Here is a 16,800-nt window from a genome sequence, read left to right as displayed (position 1 = left end):
CGGAAGGCAGCGGCGTGCGGCCGCTCCGGCGCGTGGACGCGCGTGAAGGTGTGGTGGTGGGCCGGGGTGCCGCTCCCAGCGGTCGTGCCGTTGCGGGCAGGGTGCCGCTACGGGCGGTGGTGCCGTGCCGCCTGCCTCAGTGCAGGCCGCCGTTGACGTCGAGCACGCTCCCGGTGACATATCCGGCTGCGGGACCCGCGAGCCAGCACACGGCGGCGGCCACCTCGGCCGGGACGCCGAACCGCCCCTGCGGGATGCGCGCGCGGTAGTCGGCCACCCGGTCGGCCGGGATACGGGCCGCCATCGGGGTGTCGATCAGGCCGGGCGCGACGGCGTTGACGCGGATGTGGTGCGGGGCGAGCGACTGCCCGAGTCCGCGGGTCAGTGCGATCACGGCGCCCTTGGACGCGCCGTACGCCGCGTCGGGGCTGCCGCTCTGACCGCTGATGGAGGCGACGTTGACGATGCTGCCCGGATGCCCGGCGGCGATGAGGCGGCGGGTCAGCGACTGGGTGCAGAAGAAGGCGGCACCGGCGTTGACGTCGAAGACCCGGCGGTAGCTCGCCGCGTCGTAGTCCAGGAAGTCCCTGGCCTCGTAGATCCCCGCGTTGTTGATCAGGACCCCGGGCAGTCCGTACCGGTCCTCGATCCCCCTGAACACCTCCTCGGCCGCTTCCGGCGCACCGAGGTCGGCGGTGAGCGTCGCGTGCGCGGCCGGGTCGGCGTCGTCGGTGACGTCGACGGCGAGCACGCGGTGCCCGGTTCTCGCCAGTTCCGCCGTGATGGCCCGGCCGATGCCTCCCGCGGCACCGGTCACCACCGCCAACGGCTCCTCGTGATGCTGCATTTCATCCCCCGAATTCATGCCCTGCTGCCCCCTCCCCGTGTCGTGCCGCCCGGTCAGCGGGCGGGCACCGCGGGCGTGGGGCGCACGTCGCGGGCCCCCGCCAGGAAGTTCTCGAAGAGCCGAAGACCGTCGTGGGTCGTCACGCTCTCCGGGTGGAACTGCACCCCTTCGACGGCGAGCGTCCGGTGCCGCAGCCCCATGACATAGCCGTCGTCGAGCGAGGTCGCGGTAACCGCCAGCTCCGGCGGCGGCTGCGAGACGATCAGTGAGTGGTACCTGGTGACGTCCAGCGGCGTCACGGCGCCCGCGAACACCCCGCGTCCGTCGTGCTCGACCGGGCTCGTCTTGCCGTGCATCAGATGCCTGGCGACGGTGATCTCGGCCCCGTACGCCAGGCCGATCGCCTGGTGGCCCAGGCAGACGCCGAGCAGCGGCACCCGCCCGGCGAAGGCGTGCACCAGCTCGACGTGGCCGGAGTCGGCCGGATGCCCGGGGCCGGGGCCCAGGACCACAGCGTCGGGCGCCGAGCCGACCAGTTCGCCGACGGTACGGGTGCGGGAGCGCACCACCTCCGTCTCGGCCCCCAGCGTGCGGAGGTACTGGTCGATGATGTGGCTGAAGCTGTCGAACGCGTCGACCAGCAGGACCCTCACTTCAACAGTTCCTCTCCGGTCAGCGCCCAGTAGGTGGCGCTCATCTTGGCCAGCGTCTCGCGCCACTCGGCGGCGGGCTCCGAGTCGGCGACCACCCCGGCCGACGCCTGCGTACTGTAGTGCTCCCCGTCGTGGACGGCGGTCCTGATGCACAGCGCGAGCACCGTGAAACCGCGCACGTCGACCAGGCCGAGCGCCCCGGCGTAGATGCCCCTGGGGCTTTCCTCGATCTCGCTGATGATCTCCATGGCGCGCAGTTTCGGCGCCCCGGTCATGGTCCCGGCGGGGAACGTCGCGCAGATCGACGCCCACACGTCCGTACCCTCCCTGACCCGGCCCGACACGGTCGAGACCAGGTGGTGGACGTAGGCGAAGGGCTCGACCTCCATCATCGAGTCCACGCTCAGGGTGCCGGGCACGCAGACCCGGCCGATGTCGTTGCGGCACAGGTCGACGAGCATCACGTGCTCGGCCTGCTCCTTGGCGCTCTTCCGCAGCCCGGCCACCAGACGGGCGTCCTCGGCCGGATCGGCGGCGCGCGGCGCGGTGCCAGCGATGGGCCGCATGGAGATGTCGCCGTCCTGCACGCGCACGAACAACTCGGGGCTCGCGCCGATCACCGTCCGGCCCGCCCACGGCACCAGGTACATGTACGGCGACGGGTTGCGGTGCCGCAGCCGCTGATAGACCTGGAGCGGCGTCAGCTCCGTACCGACGTCGATGCGGTGGCCGATCTGGATCTGATAGCTGTCGCCCACGCCGATGTGGCCGAGGCACCGCTCGGCGCGCGCGAGAAACGTCTCCCGGTCCACGCTGTCCCGCACGAACAGGGGCGCGGGCGCCTCGGGCACCGGGGCGGCCACCGGCTCCTCGCCCGCCACCTCGGTCAGCGCCTCCCACAGCGGGCGTCCGGTGTCTGGGGGCAACTGCGCGCCGTGCGCGGTCAGATGGACGGCCCTGCCAGTACGCACGTCGTACCAGACCGTGCTGCGGAACAGAGTGAGCGTGCAGCGCGGCTGATCTGCCGCCGCCCACTGCTCGGGTAGCTCCTCCATGAGCCAGGCCGCCTCGTACGACAGCGTGGTCAGGAAGCCGAAGGCGAAGGTGCCGGTGGGCACCTCGGTGTCCAGCACGAAGGCGCCCTGCAGCGCGCGCAGCATGCGCCACACGTCCTCGGAACCCCGCGCCGCCCACTGCCGCAGGTCGCCGTGCTCACTTCGCACGGCGCCGACGGCCCTGGTGAGAGCCGAGGCCAGCGCCACACCCAGCTCCCCGGCCGCCTCGAACTCGACCCGGTCGGCGTGGACGCGCAGCTCCGCGAGGCGTCCATAGCCCACGGCGGCGTAGTGCCGGTCCTGGTCGGGCCCGTCCAGACTCTCGAAGAGATAGGCGTCGTCCTGCTCACGGGTACGGAGCAGGGCCTCGTACAGCCGGAGCGGATCGGTGGCGGGCAGCTCGGTGGAGATCACCCGGACCCGTACGCCCCCCGCATGCGCGGGCTCCCCGGCCCGCCGCTCTGGATCCGGCACACCGCCGGATCCGGGCACGGTCAATTCTGACAACAAAGACACAGCAAGAGCCTTTCTGGTCCGACGGACCATCGGGGCTCGGAGGATGCAACGCTTACGTGCGCAGCGAGCGGTCGGGCTGGATGTCGCATGTCCCGCATGACCGGCTCGCACCGGTCCCCCCGTGCCACCACTGACCGCCCCAGTTCCCCCCGGAGCGGCGAATGTTGTGTGCGGAACGACTTCATCAGATGTCAGAATGCCTGGCCATACCACTTCGACCGTCAGAGAGAAGACCACTTGTCGTGGCAGCTCGCACTCCCCCTGGACCGGACGTCGCGGCTCCCGCTGGCCGTACAGGTACGTGACTCACTCCGCCGTTCGGTGGAGAACGGCACCCTGCGCCCTGGCACCCGCATCCCCTCGACGCGCCAGTTGGCCCAGGATCTCGGGGTCTCCCGCAGCATCGTCGTGGAGGCGTACGAGCAGCTCACCGCCGAGGGGTACCTCCTGGCGAAGCGCGGCTCCGGTACCACCATCGCGGAGCCGCCCACTTCCCAGGCGGTCCCCACGCTCGTGTCGCCCGACCGCGACCGCGACGCCGCCGGATCGATGTGGGACCTGCGCACCGGCACCTCGGACATCGCGGCCTTCCCCCGCCAGGACTGGATCCGCTGCGTCACCGCCGTGGTCAACGACGCGGGCCGCCAGGAGCTGAGCTACGCGCCACCGTCCGGCGTGCCGCTGACCCGGCACGTCCTGACCGGCTACCTCGGGCGGGTCCGGGGCGTGCGGACACGCCCCGAGGACCTCATGCTGACCGCGGGCTTCGCCCAGGGCCTCGCCCTCATCTGCAACGTGCTCATCAACCGGGGCCACGGGGCGCTGGGCGTGGAGGACCCCGGGCACCCGGGCGAGCGCGAGTTCGTCACCAGCTCGGGGCTGCGTCCGGTGGGCATACCGGTCGACAAGGACGGACTGCGCGTGGACCTCCTGGAGCGCAGCGGCGTACGCGCCGTGCTCATGACGCCCGCCAACCACTTCCCGACCGGCTCCCGGCTCAGCGAGGCCCGCCGCCGACGGCTCATCGACTGGGCGCGCCGGGTGGACGGCTACATCCTGGAGGACGACTTCGACAGCGCCTTCCTGCACCGCTCCGACCGCGTGCCCGCGCTCCAGAGCCTGGCCCCCGAGCGGGTGGTCTACGCGGGCAGCGCGAGCAAGATCCTCGCTCCCGCCCTGCGCCTCGGCTGGCTGGCCGCCCCCTCGGAGCTGATGGCGTCGGTCGAGCACGTCAGGGCTGGCTGGGACATCGGCTGTTCCGGCATCGAACAGCTCGCCCTCGCCCGGTTCGTGGACACCGGCGCCCTCGACCGTCACCAGCGCAAGATGCGCACGGAGTTCCACAAACGCAGGGGAGTCATCCGGCGCTATGTCGCGGCCCACCTGCCCGGCGCCCACATCCTCGGCCGGGACAGCGGCCTCCAGGCATATCTCCAGCTCCCGCCGCACGTGGACGAACAGGCCCTGGTCCGCGCGGCCCGCGCCCGCTCGGTCCTGGTCCGCGGCGGCGGCTTCTACACCCTGGCGGACACCACCCGCCCCCCGGCCCTCGTGGTCAGCTACGCCTCGGTGAACTGCGCCGACCTGGGCCGGAGCCTGGTGGCGCTCGGAGCGGCCTACCGGGAGGCGGGCGGCGCGTGACCGTCGTGGGAGGGTTCGGCGCGGCCGTCCCCGACGGCCTGCGGGCCGGGCGGGTCTGGTACGCGGCCTACGGCTCCAACATCCACTCAGTGCGGGCCTGTTCGGGGCCCTGTGGAGCCGGATCGATGCCGGCCTCCGCGAGCAGCTCCTTGAACTCCTCGTAGTCCCGCCGCGGGTCCAGCGGCCGGCCGTCCGGTCGTGCGAACACGACATCGCACTCCTGCCACGGCTCACCTGAGGCGGAATGCGGAACGCCGCAGGTCGGAGGCATTGAACGGAGCTCGCTGTAAATCTGCCGGCTCGGCCTTTCCAGGTTCGGATCCTGGCGCCGCGACACGGAGAGCAAGGGCCCGTGACCAGCGTAAATGCTGGTCACGGGCCCTTCTTCTGTTCAGAGCCAGACGGGATCGCCGTCGATCCACTGCACGCGCCTGTTGCGGCACAGGCAGAAGGGGTGGCCGACCGGGTCGGTATAGACGCGCCAGCCGTAGCCCTCCTCACCGACGAAGTCCTTGCGGAGGCTGGCGCCGAGGGCGGTGAGGCGCTGTTCCTCGGCTTCGAACTCGTCGACCTCGAAGTCGAGGTGGAACTGCTTGGGGTGCTCGTCGTCGGGCCAGTTCGGGGCGCGGAAGTCGTCAACGCGCTGGAAGGCGAGCTCGATCTTGCCGAACTTGATGCCGGCCCAGTTGTCGTCGCTGTCGGGCTTGACGGATTCGCCGGTGACCTCGGCGTAGAACGCCGCGAGCTCCATGGGCTCGGGACAGTCGATGATGAAATCGGTGAGCTTCAGCATCCGAGGATCTTGCCACGCGACCTCGTGAGGGGCGACCGGGGTACAAGGGCAGCTGCGGACCGAGTTACCCGCCACATCCTTCACCGCCACCGGCGTCGCCCCCGGATCACCTCCAGCGTCAGCCCGGCCGTCGCCGAACTGTGAGAGGCGGCGCGGGCTCATGAGTGCGTCACGGATTGCGGGCACGTCATCGCGCTGATCGGTGGTACTGAGCTGTGGCGAGCCGCCAACGGACGCGTGCCGAGGCACGAGTGTTGGCGGTCTCAGTTGTGGTCTCGAATGCCATCAGTTCCGTGGGTGTGCGACTTGCTCTGCGGCTTGCTGCCGTCGCCCTTGCGGGGCTACCTGCTTCACCCCGGACACCGACTCCGTCACGCAGGACCTCGTCACCGAGTCCATCCGCAGCGTGTTTTTCGATGCCGTGGACACCATCGTTGAGCGACACACAGCGGGCCTCCGGGGAGGCGCGGCTGGCGGAGCCACTGCGGCAGCACACACATGAGGATCCCCCCGAAGGTGCGACCATCGGGGGTGTCGTGAGTGGGCTCACCGGCCCGGCCCCTTGATGCCCCCCCATTCCGAGGGGCAATGCGATAGCGCATCGCCGAGCCTCACAGGTGGCCGGATCCGGCAATGCCCCGTCGGATCCGGCCACCGGACAGCTCAATGAGGAGTAGCCGTGGGATCAATCCGGATTCGTGCCGTGACGGACGCGGCCTGTTTCGGCGCCATTACCGGCGCCATAGCCGGAGCGATCGCCCATCCGCAGGTGGACTGGTCGTTACTCGTCTCGGCCGGGGCGGGAGCGGCCGGCGTCGCCGCCATCGCGGCGCTGCTGCCTGAACGCTGGATCCGAAGACCGCGTTTGTAGTCAGATTCGGCACACTGAGTGGATATTGAGCCCGGTCTCCCTCGGTTCGTGATCGTTCGATCATGATGATCACGGCCTGGAGGAAGGGCCGATGGCCAACTCCGCGCATGTCCGAGCCGCCGACTGCGGATTCTGTTCGGCCGGCCTGCTGCGTGAGCGATGCGTGAGCGGACGCGGTGGCACAGGCTGGACAAGGCGGCACGCCGATCGAGGCGTCAAGCTGAAACGGACACAGGCGCCCCTAGCGTTTGAGGTGTGCCAAGACTGCCAGGACACGGCGGTTGTCGTCTGCGGACGGGGCGATGCCGAGCTTGCTGAAAATGCTCGCGGTGTGTTTGGCCACCGCGCTTTCGCTGATGTGGAGTCGGTGGGCGACGGCCGCGTTGGAGCGGCCTGCGGCCATCAGTTCAAGAACCTCGTGCTCGCGCGGAGTCAGGCTCTGAGTGCCGCCCCGGGCATCGCTGCGGGCCAGCAGCTTCGCGATGACCTTCGGGTCCATCGCCGTACCGCCTGCGGCGACCTGGCGGACCGCGTCGATGAACTGCTCGGTGTGAGTGACCCGGTCCTTGAGGAGGTAGCCGACGGCTCCTTCACCGTCGGCCAACAGTTCGTTGGCGTACAGCTGGTCGACGTACTGGGACAGAACGAGGACAGGCAGGCCGGGGTGGACGCGACGCGCCTCAAGCGCGGCCCGTAGCCCCTCGTCGGTGAAGGTCGGGGGCAGGCGTACGTCGACGATCGCAACATCCGGACGCCCCTGGATCAGCGCACGGAGCAGGGACGGACCGTTGTCGACGGCAGCGACCACCTCACAGCCGTGTTCCCGAAGGGTCCGCATCAGCCCGTCCCTCAGCAGGAAGAGGTCTTCGGCGAGGACAACGCGCACGGAATCTCCATCGTCACGGTGGTCGGCCCGCCCTGCGGGCTCTGCAGGACGAGGATGCCGTCGAACGTATCCAAGCGGCGCCGGACACCGCGCAGTCCGGTCCCCTGAGAGGCGTCGGCACCCCCGGTTCCGTTGTCGGTGACGGTGATGCGCAGCGTCCCTCTTCGGCCTGCTTGCTCTACTTGCTCTGCTTGCTCTGCGTGCTCAGTGCGGTGCGTGTGTTCTGCGTGCTCTGTGTGTTCCACCACGATGTGGATCTCGCTGGCCCCCGCGTGCTTCGTCGCGTTCGCCAGTAGCTCGCTGACCGCGAAGTAGGCGGCGGACTCGACCGGGGAGGGGAGGCAGTGTCCGGGACCGGGCAGCCGGATATCGACGTGGACGTCGAGGAAGCTGTCGAGCGCCAGCGACCGTACGGCGTCACCGAGCCCCCGGTCGGCGAGCACGGGGGGAAGGACGCCGTGCACGAGGTCCCGCAGTTCCTGAAGAGCCCGTGCGGAGGTCTCGCGCACCTCAAGGAGCCGCGCGCGGGCGGCTTGCGGGTCGGTGTCGAGGAGCCGGGTGGCGCTGTCCAGGGACAGGCCAAGGGAAACAAGGCTGGCCTGGGCGCCGTCGTGCAGATCTCGTTCTATGCGCCGCAGTTCGGAGGCCTGGGCATCCAGTGCGTCAGCCCGCGTGGCGGTGAGGCGGTTGACGCGCCGGGCGAGTTCGGTGCTGCGCGGCGCGGACAGCAGCCGACGGCTCCAACGGGCGTGCAGGCGCAACACCTCGGGGGCCAGGAGTGTTCCGGCGGCCACGAAACCCAGACCGAGGGTGGCCGCGGCGAGCATCGTAGTCGTGCTGATGACGGGGATGAACGCGTACCAGTTGCCGTCGTCGATGAGCTGCCATATGAACGGCTGCACCAGCGCTCCGAACACGCCGTACTCGACCAGGGCGAGCGGGGCGGCGACGAGCAGCCCGCCGGTCAGCGGCTCCAGCCAGGCCCAGGCCACATCGCGCCAGAACCCTGCGTCGGCGAGCACCGCGCGCGTTCGAGCAGGTGTACCCAACACATCGCCGGAACTGGCCAGAGGCTCAGGCGGGCTGATGCGGACGTCTGTCCACCGGCCGACCCGCCGACGGGAGCGGTCCGACAGGGCCCTCAGTGCCCGAGCAGCGGGCGGCAGCAGCCAGAAGCCGATGCCGACCGGGAGCAGCAGGAGGGCGAGTACGACAAGTGCGCCGACGACTGGCAGAGCCAGGGCGAGCAGACTCGCCAGCTGGCACTGTCCGAGGGCGGCACTCCTGGCCTTCCAGGAGATGAGCCGCTGAGCGGTGGCCCGGTCACCGGGACGGGCTGATGGCATGGCTGCCTGCCGGATCAACGAATGCGGTCGTGGGTCCCGTGGATCGTAGCCTTCGCCTTGTGCCCCACAGCACTGCCGCCACCAGGCACGCGGCTCCGAACAGCACCATGGGCAGCACGGCTCCGGACTCCTCGTCCATGAACAGGAGCATGCCCAGGTTGATCAGCGCATGGAAGCCGCCCGCGAGGAGCAGCCGGGCCGGGCCCATGCCTCGCTCCCTGTCCAGGGCGATCCCCAGCACCACCGACATGGACACCGTGCCGAGCAGGAACCCACCCGCGTAGGCCGGGTGTTGCGCCAGGACCTGGACATGCCAGACGCCCCACGCGAGCCCCACGATGACCGAGGCGAGCAACGGGCTGTAGCGGGTGCGCAGCAGCGGCTGGAGGAAACAGCGCCAGCCGAGCTCCTCGGCGCACGCGCCGAGCAACTGGGCCGCGGCGATCAGCACGAAGGGGTACGGCAAGGAACCTGGGCCGGTGAAGCCCACATCGCCGGTGATGGCTCCGTACGCGGCTGCGCAGAGAGCGATGATCAGTGGCGGGGTGGCGAGCAACAGGACGCGGCCACGGCTGTCCTTCGCCGCTCGGACGGCGGGCAGCGACCGGGCCCATCCGGGCCGCCGGAGCGCGACCACCGCCACGGCGAACGCCGGGCCGAACTGGGTCAGTTGGATCACCTCGGCGGGGATGCGGGTCGTGGGCTGCAGCGCGCCCAGCACGCCGGCGGCCACGAACGCGACGGTCAGGAACACGGCGGCCTTCGGGAGGATCCGGCCTGCTGGTCCGGCAGTTGGCCGTGTCGAGCCGTTGCCCGGGGAGCTGTGCCCCGTCACGTTCTCCTCAGCCTCGTCAACGGCTCTCCGCATGTCGTATGCCCCTTGTCAGGTCGAGTGGATTCGTCCGGTGGACTCGTCACGACGATGCCGGTCCGCGAGGTCGCAGCCATTGCAGCTGGATGCCGGGCTGGGGTGTACCCGGGTACACCCCAGCCCGGGATCGCCCGAGTGGCCTGCCGGGTGCGCTGAGGAGAGGTGAGAAGCTGTTGTCTTTTCGATCTTGGGAGATGCGCGTCGAACGGGGGTCCCGATCGGTTGGTCGCGGGGCGCGGGGCGCGTGCGAACAGGGCCTCCTGAACAGCTCGTTGGTGTCGAATCACCGAGCAGCAGCAAGAGGCCCTGGTGCAGCAGTCTTACGTGCCGATGGCCGGGCAGTCCAGCGCGGTCACCTGGGAGTGTGACTGTCTGGCTCACCGGTTCGGAAACGCCGCCGACAACGGGACGCGGCAGCCGCGCTATCCGACGGACATGACGGACGCGGAGTGGGCCCGGGTCCTGCCGCTGCTGCCGGTGCCGGGCTGGATGCGTGGCCGGGGCGGCCGGCCGGAGGCGTATTGCCACCGGTCGATGCTCGATGCGATCCGGTATCTCGTGGACAACGGGATCAAGTGGCGGGCTATGCCCGGCGACTTTCCGCCGTGGGACCGCATTTACGCATTCTTCCGCCGCTGGCGCGACAACTTGCTGGTCAAGGAGTTCCACGACCGGTTGCGCGCGAGGGTCCGCGAGGAGCTGGGACGGGACGCGCAGCCGACCGCCGGGGTGATCGATTCGCAGTCCGTCAAGGCGGACGCCGTCGTCGGCGCGGACAGCCGCGGCTTCGACGGCGGCAAGCTCGTCAACGGCCGCAAGCGGCACGTCGTGGTCGACACCCTCGGCCTGCTGCTGGGCGTGATGGTCACCGCCGCGGATGTCGGCGACCGCACCGCCGCGAAGGTCCTGCTCAGGCAGGTCGCCGACGTCCACCACCGCCTCGGACTGGTCTGGGCCGACGGCGGCTACACCGGCAGCCTCGTCGAGTACTGCCTGGCCACGTTCGCCCTGGTCCTGGCGATCGTCAAACGCAGCGACGACCAGAAGGGGTTCGTGGTCCTGCCCAAGCGGTGGATCGTCGAGCGCCTCTTCGCCCACCTGATGCGAAGTCGCCGTCTGGTGCGCGACTTCGAGCGGCGCACCACCAGCGCGGAGGCGATGGTCTACTGGTCGATGACCGGGCTCATGACCCGTCGCCTGGCCCGGTCACACCCGCAGCGAGGGTGAACCGGCCCGGCTGCTGCTCGGCCAGCCAGCCGCGCGCGACCAGGCGTTTCGCTTTCGACCGCAGTGCCTCCACCCGCGCCGGCACCACATCCATGCCGAACATGGCGGCCATCTCCTGGCAGGTCAGCGGCCCTTGATGGAGCCGGGCCCGGTCCGCGAGTGTCTTGAGGATGTGCTGGTAGTCGGCCGACAGCGCCGACCAGGCCAGCCCTTGTCGCCACACCGGCACCTGCGACTTCGCCGCGTCCCGCAGCGTCGACTGCACCTCAGCATTCCGCGGATCCGGGATAACCTCCGCCTCGACGGTGGCGCCGTCGTCCGGAGCCAGCACCGTGTCGACCCGCCTGCGGGCGATCGCCCACTCCTGCCATTCCAGCTCGGCCGCGGCAAGCTCGGCCTGGATGCGGTCGGCCTCCTCCCGCAGCCCGTCAACTCGACGCCGAGCGGCGAGCTCGTGCTGTTCCAGCAGTCCGACAACCGACGGCATCCGCAACCTCCCGGGGAACGACGACCCGACAGGCCACCACTCCCACGGAACCACCACTCCTATCCCCGACCAGCGGAAACGCGTCGATCACGTCCGGAAAGACAACAGCTTCTGAGGCAAGCCACCTGAACCGAGACAAGAGCCACCCCAAAGCGGGACACCGTCTCACTCAAACCTGTCCCGCCCCTCGTACCGCAGGCTCAACGCACAGATCAGTGCGACAAGCCGCGGTTCGATGCGACGGGACAACCAGGCGGCGCGGTGACAACGTCGGTTTATAGGAACCCCCCAAGAGCGCTCACAAGGGATCGCGGCCCGTGGACCGCAGATGCGCTCTTGAAGTTGCCTCCCCGTTGCCGGTCGGCCTCCCCACGCCTGTCCACCGCTTTGCACGCCCGCTGCACGCCTGTCCACCGGTGGCGATCATGGTGCCCCGAGCGGGACACGTCACCACCGAGAATGGATCAAGAAAAGCACAAAGACCCAGGTCAGAGGCTATCTGTCCTGGGCCTTTACTGAGCCGCCTTCGGGATTCGAACCCGAGACCTACGCATTACGAGACCGAGAGCGATCGTGCCGGGTGGTGCCACGCGGTGCTGTTGGGTGACGTTCTTCCTGATCAGACCATGTGCGGCAGCCTCCCCCGTGCGGCCTCGTACTGGCTCGTCCAAAGGCGTCTGTCCACCGGCTGTCCACCGGAGCGCGTCTCCGTGTGGCTGTCAGCGACCATCTGCTTGCGCGGGTGGAGCGGCCGCTACCGATCGGTGCGCTTCCCAACGCTCCTGTAAGGGTCCCACAACCGCCGCACGCGCTTCAGACGATGGTCGATCGTGCGGCTGGCATGGGCACCAGTGGGTCACTCCACATCTATGCCCAGTTCGCTGTCGGGACAGCATCACGGGCGTGGGGCCGCGGTGGCCACGCTGCTGCTCGACTCGGAAGCCCACTCGCGGCTGCGGAGCAGCCACGAGAGGGGGAGGTGGCCGCCTCCTTTCGGGCGTCGCGACGGCTGCGACCGAGGCCGCCGCTCGGCTCGGACGAGGGCTTTCAAAAATGCCCCAGCAGGACCCGGAGCCGAGGCAGGTTAGAAGGTAGGTCGGGCACGGCATGCACCGTGCAGAGCTGCCCAGCCTGGTGGCCGATGCCCGTGCCGATGCGGCCGAGGTCGAGCGGGGCGTCCAGCGTCATCGAGCTAGGCGCCTGACGGGGGCGTGGTGCCGTGTTCGGCGTCGTCGTCCCCGGTCTGCGGATCGCTCAGGAGCGACGCGCCGAAGGCGTGCAAGCGCTCCACCGCCTGGCTGTCGGGCTCTGCCCGGCGCGCGAGAGCGTCGTGGATCTCTTGGTAGACGGACGCTTCGAGGCCGCAGCGGCGGCAGTCCTCCAGGTGCGCGGCGACCCGGCGCGCGGTGACCTCGTTCGTTTCGCCGTCGAGGTAGGACTGCAGCACTCGCGCGACCTGCAGGCAGTTCATTCGGCGCTCGGCCGCTGGACGCCGCCACCATGGACGCTTGTTCACATCACACCTCGCTTCGGTGCCAGTCCTGCTGTGGCCAGTCGCGCCCGTATCCGTTTGCGCGCCCGGTGCAGCCGGCTCATCACGGTGCCTTCGGGCACGTCCAGCAGGTGCGCGGCCTCTGCATAGGTGAGGCCGTCGATGTCCACCAACTGCACCACCTGGCGGTGTTTGTCCGGCAGCGCGCCCAGGGCCTCGTCCACCACCTCGTCGAACGCCTCACCCACCACGATCTCTTCCGCCGATCCGCTCGGGCCCGTGGAGCTGAGGCGGTCCAGATCGGCGTCCGGATCGTCCAGGAGGTGCGGACGCCGACGGCGGTGCCGGTTGATCTCCGCCTGCCGCATGATGGTCAGCAGCCACGCGCGCGGATGTTTCCCGTCGAAGCCGTCGATGGCCCGGTAGGCGCGCAGCAAGGTGTCCTGCACGAGGTCCTCGGCGTCCGCCGGCTGCGCGGTCAGCGTCATCGCCACCCGCAGCAGCACCTCCACCTCCGGCAGCACATGGGCGGCGAACGCCTGGCCCTGCGGGTCCGCAGGATCCGGTGGCGCTGTCACTTGGTCTTCCACACGGCGGAAACCCCTTCGGCCTGGACCCGCATTCCATCTTCTTCCTTCTTCTTATGTCCTTCGGTCACACCGATGCCGTTGTGGACCGAAGGGGCCGGGCGAGGAGCCCAGCGCAAGCTGGAATGCCGCGTACGACTGGAGGGGTTTCCGCTGCATGACAAGGCAGCGTGTTCCTGGGCCAGGGCGAATGTGGGCCGAGTGCCGGGAGAGGGTCCGGCATGTGCGGCTGCGCGGCGAGGTGGAGGCGTACGCCGACGGGGAGCTCACCGGTGCGAACCGTATGCAGATGGCCGCCCACGTCGCCTGCTGCTGGGCCTGCAGTGGGAGTCTGCAGCTTCTGCGACTGATCAAGGCGTCGCTCCGGCACAGTCCCCAGCGGACGCCCCCTTCCCTCGCGTCGGCCCGTGTGAGGCGCTTAGGGCTTGCCGGGAATTAACGCGTCGGTTTGATCTTGTTTTTGTCGAGGTCGAGGTATCTCGCGATGTCAGTCGGTGTGCGGAAGCGGGCGGTCGAGGCTGGGATGTGAACTCCGTGGGCTTCCAGGAGTGGGCGGACGTCTTTCGCTGCGCGGCTGATGGTCATTGCGGTGGTGTTGAAGAGCTGGCCCAGGAGGTCCATGGTCGCGAGTTTCCGCACGGTGGCCAGGACCCGGTCGGCTGAGGTGAGCTTGGGTTTGGCGCCTGTGCCAGGGGCCACCAGGCGTTCGTGGCCTCTGCGGGTGCGGAGCACTTGCTCGCGTTGAATCTCCATCGCTGGAGTCAGCACGTCGATGAGTTCGTTGAGCTGCCGACGGGTCATCCCGGTCAGTTCCGGGTCCTGTAGCGAACGCCGCGTGAGGCGGGCCGGTCCGTCCGCGAGGGCCTCGTCCTGTGTGCTGGTGGTGGTCGCCGTGTCCGTCGGGCGCTGGGGGTGGAGGGTGTAGTTCCAGTCGCCGTGGAAGCGGTGGCGGGTGATGGGCAGGGCGGCGATCTCGTCGTCGCTGATGCGGATGCCGGTGGGGTACTCACCGCTGTCGAGTTCGGCCTGGACGGTGAGGCCGGTGCGGCTGGTGGTCGCGGCGATGGTCTGGAGCATGACTTCGTGGCTGGTCAGTGGCCTGCCTCGCCAGTTCATGGTGATGTGGGAGAACAGCCGGTGCTCGATCTTGTTCCACTTCGAGGTGCCGGGCGGCAGGTGACACACCGTGATCTCAAGGCCGGTCTCGGCGGCGAGATCGGCGAGCTGGGTCTTCCAGCCCCGGGTGCGGTAGCCGTTGGAGCCGCCACCGTCAGCGGTGATCAGCAGCCGGCGGGCGCCGGGGTAGTCGTGTTGGCCGACCGCCTGCCACCAGCGGCGGATCGAGGCGACGGCGAACGCCGCCGTGTCGTGATCAGTGCCGATGCTGACCCAGCCGGTGTTCGCCGTCATGTCGTAGATTCCGTAGGGAATCGCCTTGGCGGCCTGGCCGGGGAAGTCGTGGGTCTTGACCCTCACGGGCTGTCCTGCGGGCTGCCATTCGTGCCCGGCGTTCCTGTAGTCGCCGATCAGTTCCTTCTTCTTGCTGTCCACGCTGATCACCGGGTCACCGGCGTCCCCGTGCTCTCGTGCCTGCTCGTTGAGGTAGCGGAACTGGGCATCCCTGTCGGAGTGCTGGGCACCTTCGATGGTCTTGGCGTTGGCCTGCAGACTGAAGCCCTCCTCCCGCAGCAGGCCGGCGACGGTGTCGGCGGAGACCCGGTGCCCCTGGCGGGTGAGCTCCACCGCCAGCTTCCGGGTCGACTTCGTCGTCCAGCGCAGCGGCGACATCGGGTCGCCCCGCTCATCGGGCTCGACCAGCGCCAGCAGTGCCGGCCGCAGCCCAGAGTCCAGCTCGGCCGCCTTCTTCCGCCCTCCACCGGGGTGGCGCGCCCGCCCCAACGGGGCCTGACCGGAATCCAGTTCAGTTGCCCCACGCGAGACCGTGGCCTCCCGGACCCCGGCTGCAGCGGCGACGATCCTGATGCCGCCATGCCCCAGCGACAGTGCTTCCGCCCCTATGGCCAGCCGACGCTGACGCTCATCCAGATGCGGCAACAACACATGGAACTTCGCCGCCAGAACGGCCTCGATCCCCTCCGGTCTCCCCATACCAGACCAATGAGCCCCACAGCTGGAAGCCACGACTTGTTTCCCGGCAAGCCCTTAAAGGCAGCCCCGTCGCTCAGCCGCTGTTTCAACGCTGTAGTCGTGTCAGCCCAGGTCAAGAATCCCAGCCGGGTACTCGTTCGGCTCTGCTCCGCACGAGGACGCCATGGACAAACGCCCTGACGGACGGTTCACCGCACGCCGTTAGCCACGCGAAGCCAGACGTCTGTTGCGTCATCTTCATCGCGATACTCGAGTTCACCTTGCTTCTCGAGGGGCGCCACCCCTGCGGCCGCGACCGAGTTCCGCAGCTTTCGGGCCGGGGCCCTGCTGTCAGGAGCGTCGGGGTTGTTGAGCGTGGCCAGGACCGCAGCGGTGTTGAGGATCTGATCGCAGGATTGTTTCCTGAGGGGAATTTCCGGACCGAAATTCACGCCACGCGAACCCTACGTCGAACCAGCAGGAGCTTGCAGCTGCTGTTCTGCGTCTTTCACCCTGGGGTTAATGGCACGCAGTGTATGACCTGCCGGAAGGGGAGATCGGCCGCGCCCGCAGGGTGCGTGGAATGCGCCGTACAAATGATCCGCGTGAACTCGAGTTCGGTAATCGAGTCCGCAGGTAGGGCGGGGCAACGACGTTTCTGCGCGCTCCTGGTGGCCGAGTGGACCGAAAACGCTCTGTGGGCGGCAGGAGCAAAGCGGTGAGGATGGTCGGGCACCGCAGCTTCAGGGAGTCCGGTACCAACCCTCCGGCCCCGTCCCAGCCGTCACTGCCCGATCAGGCCGGGCGGCTTCCAGACAAGGGAGTTCTACTGTGTCCAGCATTCTTCGCAAGGCCGCAGGCTGCGCCCTCGCCGGCGCGCTGGCGGTGGGCGCTTTCACGCCCGCAGCATCCGCCGCGCCCACCCGCAATGCGACCACGCCCCATCCCTACAGCTGCTCCAACCAGGGCGGCGGTCCCAACCACACGGTGAACTGCTCCGGCCTGATCACCGTGAACAACGTTCTCAACGGCACGACGGTCAACATCGGCGACGTCAACGTCCTGTCCGGGACTCAGCTCAACGATCTCGAGGTCGCCCTCGTCAACGTCGCCGACAACAACGTGAACCTGCCGGTGACAGTCCAGCTTCTCAACCTCGAGAGCACCGCCGTTACCACCTACCTGTCCAAGTTCGGCATCGCGATCCTGCCGGTCGACGTGAACATCTGCGCCGGCAGCATCTGCGTCTGACCTGTCAGCCTCATTCCCCTCTCCTGTGCCCGTTCCCCCACCTGTTGGGGAACGGGCACAGGACGTGACTTGAAGCTTCCCCTTGATCGTGGACACCTGGAGACTGGGACCTGAGGTTCCAGAGGAAGTAGCACCAGGTGGGAAGCAAGTACACGAAGCGGTACACCGAGGAGTTCAAGCGGGACGCGA

Annotated in this window: 17 protein-coding genes; 4 read left to right on the top strand and 13 right to left on the bottom strand. The window is 69.1% G+C overall.

Annotated elements, in window-relative coordinates:
• Positions 1-136 precede the first annotated feature (136 nt).
• The 3 genes from CIB93_RS32850 to CIB93_RS32840 are packed head-to-tail and all read right to left on the bottom strand — an operon-like array spanning position 137 to position 3,029.
• The gene (locus CIB93_RS32850) at positions 137-847 is read right to left on the bottom strand and encodes an SDR family NAD(P)-dependent oxidoreductase (RefSeq protein ID WP_096632245.1); all 711 of its coding nucleotides are present in this window, start codon (positions 845-847) and stop codon (positions 137-139) included.
• Positions 848-900: 53 nt separating this feature from the next.
• Positions 901-1,500: an aminodeoxychorismate/anthranilate synthase component II gene (locus CIB93_RS32845; protein ID WP_096632244.1), complete on the bottom strand. Its 600-nt coding sequence runs from the start codon at positions 1,498-1,500 to the stop codon at positions 901-903.
• Entirely contained in the window at positions 1,497-3,029 is a 1,533-nt protein-coding gene (locus CIB93_RS32840) for an anthranilate synthase component I family protein (RefSeq protein WP_257002468.1), read from the bottom strand. The genes CIB93_RS32845 and CIB93_RS32840 overlap by 4 nt, the downstream gene beginning before the upstream one ends.
• A gap of 279 nt (positions 3,030-3,308) precedes the next feature.
• Between CIB93_RS32840 and CIB93_RS32835 the strand changes: the two genes are divergently transcribed.
• Entirely contained in the window at positions 3,309-4,712 is a 1,404-nt protein-coding gene (locus CIB93_RS32835; protein WP_096632241.1) for a PLP-dependent aminotransferase family protein, read from the top strand.
• A gap of 67 nt (positions 4,713-4,779) precedes the next feature.
• Here the strand turns inward: CIB93_RS32835 and CIB93_RS38250 are convergent, their stop codons facing one another.
• Together CIB93_RS38250 and CIB93_RS32825 are read right to left on the bottom strand one after the other, a co-directional pair.
• Positions 4,780-4,920, bottom strand: coding sequence for a hypothetical protein (locus tag CIB93_RS38250; protein ID WP_179500324.1), 141 nt, complete (start codon positions 4,918-4,920; stop codon positions 4,780-4,782).
• Positions 4,921-5,103: 183 nt separating this feature from the next.
• On the bottom strand, positions 5,104-5,505 hold the full coding sequence (locus tag CIB93_RS32825; protein WP_096632237.1) for a VOC family protein: 402 nt from the start codon (positions 5,503-5,505) through the stop codon (positions 5,104-5,106).
• Positions 5,506-6,184: 679 nt separating this feature from the next.
• On the opposite strand from CIB93_RS32825, the gene CIB93_RS38245 reads away from it, so the two are divergent.
• On the top strand, positions 6,185-6,376 hold the full coding sequence (locus CIB93_RS38245) for a hypothetical protein (protein ID WP_218839812.1): 192 nt from the start codon (positions 6,185-6,187) through the stop codon (positions 6,374-6,376).
• Positions 6,377-6,617: 241 nt separating this feature from the next.
• Here the strand turns inward: CIB93_RS38245 and CIB93_RS32820 are convergent, their stop codons facing one another.
• The 3 genes from CIB93_RS32820 to CIB93_RS32810 are packed head-to-tail and all read right to left on the bottom strand — an operon-like array spanning position 6,618 to position 9,476.
• Positions 6,618-7,262, bottom strand: coding sequence for a response regulator transcription factor (locus CIB93_RS32820; protein ID WP_096632236.1), 645 nt, complete (start codon positions 7,260-7,262; stop codon positions 6,618-6,620).
• A complete protein-coding gene (locus tag CIB93_RS32815; RefSeq protein WP_096632234.1) occupies positions 7,226-8,608 on the bottom strand; it encodes a sensor domain-containing protein in 1,383 nt (460 codons plus the stop codon). Before CIB93_RS32815 ends, CIB93_RS32820 begins: the two co-directional genes overlap by 37 nt.
• Positions 8,586-9,476: a CPBP family intramembrane glutamic endopeptidase gene (locus CIB93_RS32810; RefSeq protein ID WP_096632232.1), complete on the bottom strand. Its 891-nt coding sequence runs from the start codon at positions 9,474-9,476 to the stop codon at positions 8,586-8,588. The genes CIB93_RS32815 and CIB93_RS32810 overlap by 23 nt, the downstream gene beginning before the upstream one ends.
• A 312-nt stretch (positions 9,477-9,788) precedes the next feature.
• On the opposite strand from CIB93_RS32810, the gene CIB93_RS32805 reads away from it, so the two are divergent.
• Entirely contained in the window at positions 9,789-10,706 is a 918-nt protein-coding gene (locus CIB93_RS32805; protein ID WP_373558827.1) for an IS5 family transposase, read from the top strand.
• Here the strand turns inward: CIB93_RS32805 and CIB93_RS32800 are convergent.
• The 5 genes from CIB93_RS32800 to CIB93_RS32780 all read right to left on the bottom strand — a co-directional run bounded on the left by CIB93_RS32800 (position 10,663) and on the right by CIB93_RS32780 (position 15,381).
• On the bottom strand, positions 10,663-11,193 hold the full coding sequence (locus tag CIB93_RS32800; RefSeq protein ID WP_096632229.1) for a hypothetical protein: 531 nt from the start codon (positions 11,191-11,193) through the stop codon (positions 10,663-10,665). The genes CIB93_RS32805 and CIB93_RS32800 overlap by 44 nt on opposite strands.
• 1,047 nt (positions 11,194-12,240) lie before the next feature.
• The gene (locus CIB93_RS38240) at positions 12,241-12,381 is read right to left on the bottom strand and encodes a hypothetical protein (protein WP_179500325.1); all 141 of its coding nucleotides are present in this window, start codon (positions 12,379-12,381) and stop codon (positions 12,241-12,243) included.
• A 4-nt stretch (positions 12,382-12,385) separates the two neighbouring features.
• On the bottom strand, positions 12,386-12,664 hold the full coding sequence (locus CIB93_RS32795) for an anti-sigma factor (RefSeq protein WP_096632228.1): 279 nt from the start codon (positions 12,662-12,664) through the stop codon (positions 12,386-12,388).
• Between the two features lie 41 nt (positions 12,665-12,705).
• The gene (locus CIB93_RS32790; RefSeq protein ID WP_096632226.1) at positions 12,706-13,263 is read right to left on the bottom strand and encodes an RNA polymerase sigma factor; all 558 of its coding nucleotides are present in this window, start codon (positions 13,261-13,263) and stop codon (positions 12,706-12,708) included.
• A gap of 444 nt (positions 13,264-13,707) precedes the next feature.
• A complete protein-coding gene (locus CIB93_RS32780; RefSeq protein WP_257002467.1) occupies positions 13,708-15,381 on the bottom strand; it encodes an ISAzo13 family transposase in 1,674 nt (557 codons plus the stop codon).
• Positions 15,382-16,191: 810 nt separating this feature from the next.
• Here CIB93_RS32780 and CIB93_RS32775 point away from each other — a divergent pair.
• Positions 16,192-16,611, top strand: a complete 420-nt coding sequence (locus CIB93_RS32775; RefSeq protein WP_096632223.1) for a preprotein translocase subunit TatB — start codon at positions 16,192-16,194, stop codon at positions 16,609-16,611.
• Positions 16,612-16,800 lie beyond the last annotated feature (189 nt).

It is taken from the genome of Streptomyces sp. WZ.A104 (genome assembly GCF_002382885.1).
Taxonomy (GTDB): domain Bacteria; phylum Actinomycetota; class Actinomycetes; order Streptomycetales; family Streptomycetaceae; genus Streptomyces.
This window is presented reverse-complemented; position numbering and strand designations above follow the sequence as displayed.

What these genes read in the sequence shown, in the direction of transcription:
- CIB93_RS32800 (WP_096632229.1), bottom strand. Translation starts at nt 11,193, where the DNA reads ATGCCGTCGGTTGTCGGACTGCTGGAACAGCACGAGCTCGCCGCTCGG.
- CIB93_RS32815 (WP_096632234.1), bottom strand. Translation starts at nt 8,608, where the DNA reads ATGCCATCAGCCCGTCCCGGTGACCGGGCCACCGCTCAGCGGCTCATC.
- CIB93_RS32780 (WP_257002467.1), bottom strand. Translation starts at nt 15,381, where the DNA reads ATGGGGAGACCGGAGGGGATCGAGGCCGTTCTGGCGGCGAAGTTCCAT.
- CIB93_RS32850 (WP_096632245.1), bottom strand. Translation starts at nt 847, where the DNA reads ATGCAGCATCACGAGGAGCCGTTGGCGGTGGTGACCGGTGCCGCGGGA.
- CIB93_RS32810 (WP_096632232.1), bottom strand. Translation starts at nt 9,476, where the DNA reads ATGCGGAGAGCCGTTGACGAGGCTGAGGAGAACGTGACGGGGCACAGC.
- CIB93_RS32825 (WP_096632237.1), bottom strand. Translation starts at nt 5,505, where the DNA reads ATGCTGAAGCTCACCGATTTCATCATCGACTGTCCCGAGCCCATGGAG.
- CIB93_RS38240 (WP_179500325.1), bottom strand. Translation starts at nt 12,381, where the DNA reads ATGACGCTGGACGCCCCGCTCGACCTCGGCCGCATCGGCACGGGCATC.
- CIB93_RS32795 (WP_096632228.1), bottom strand. Translation starts at nt 12,664, where the DNA reads ATGAACTGCCTGCAGGTCGCGCGAGTGCTGCAGTCCTACCTCGACGGC.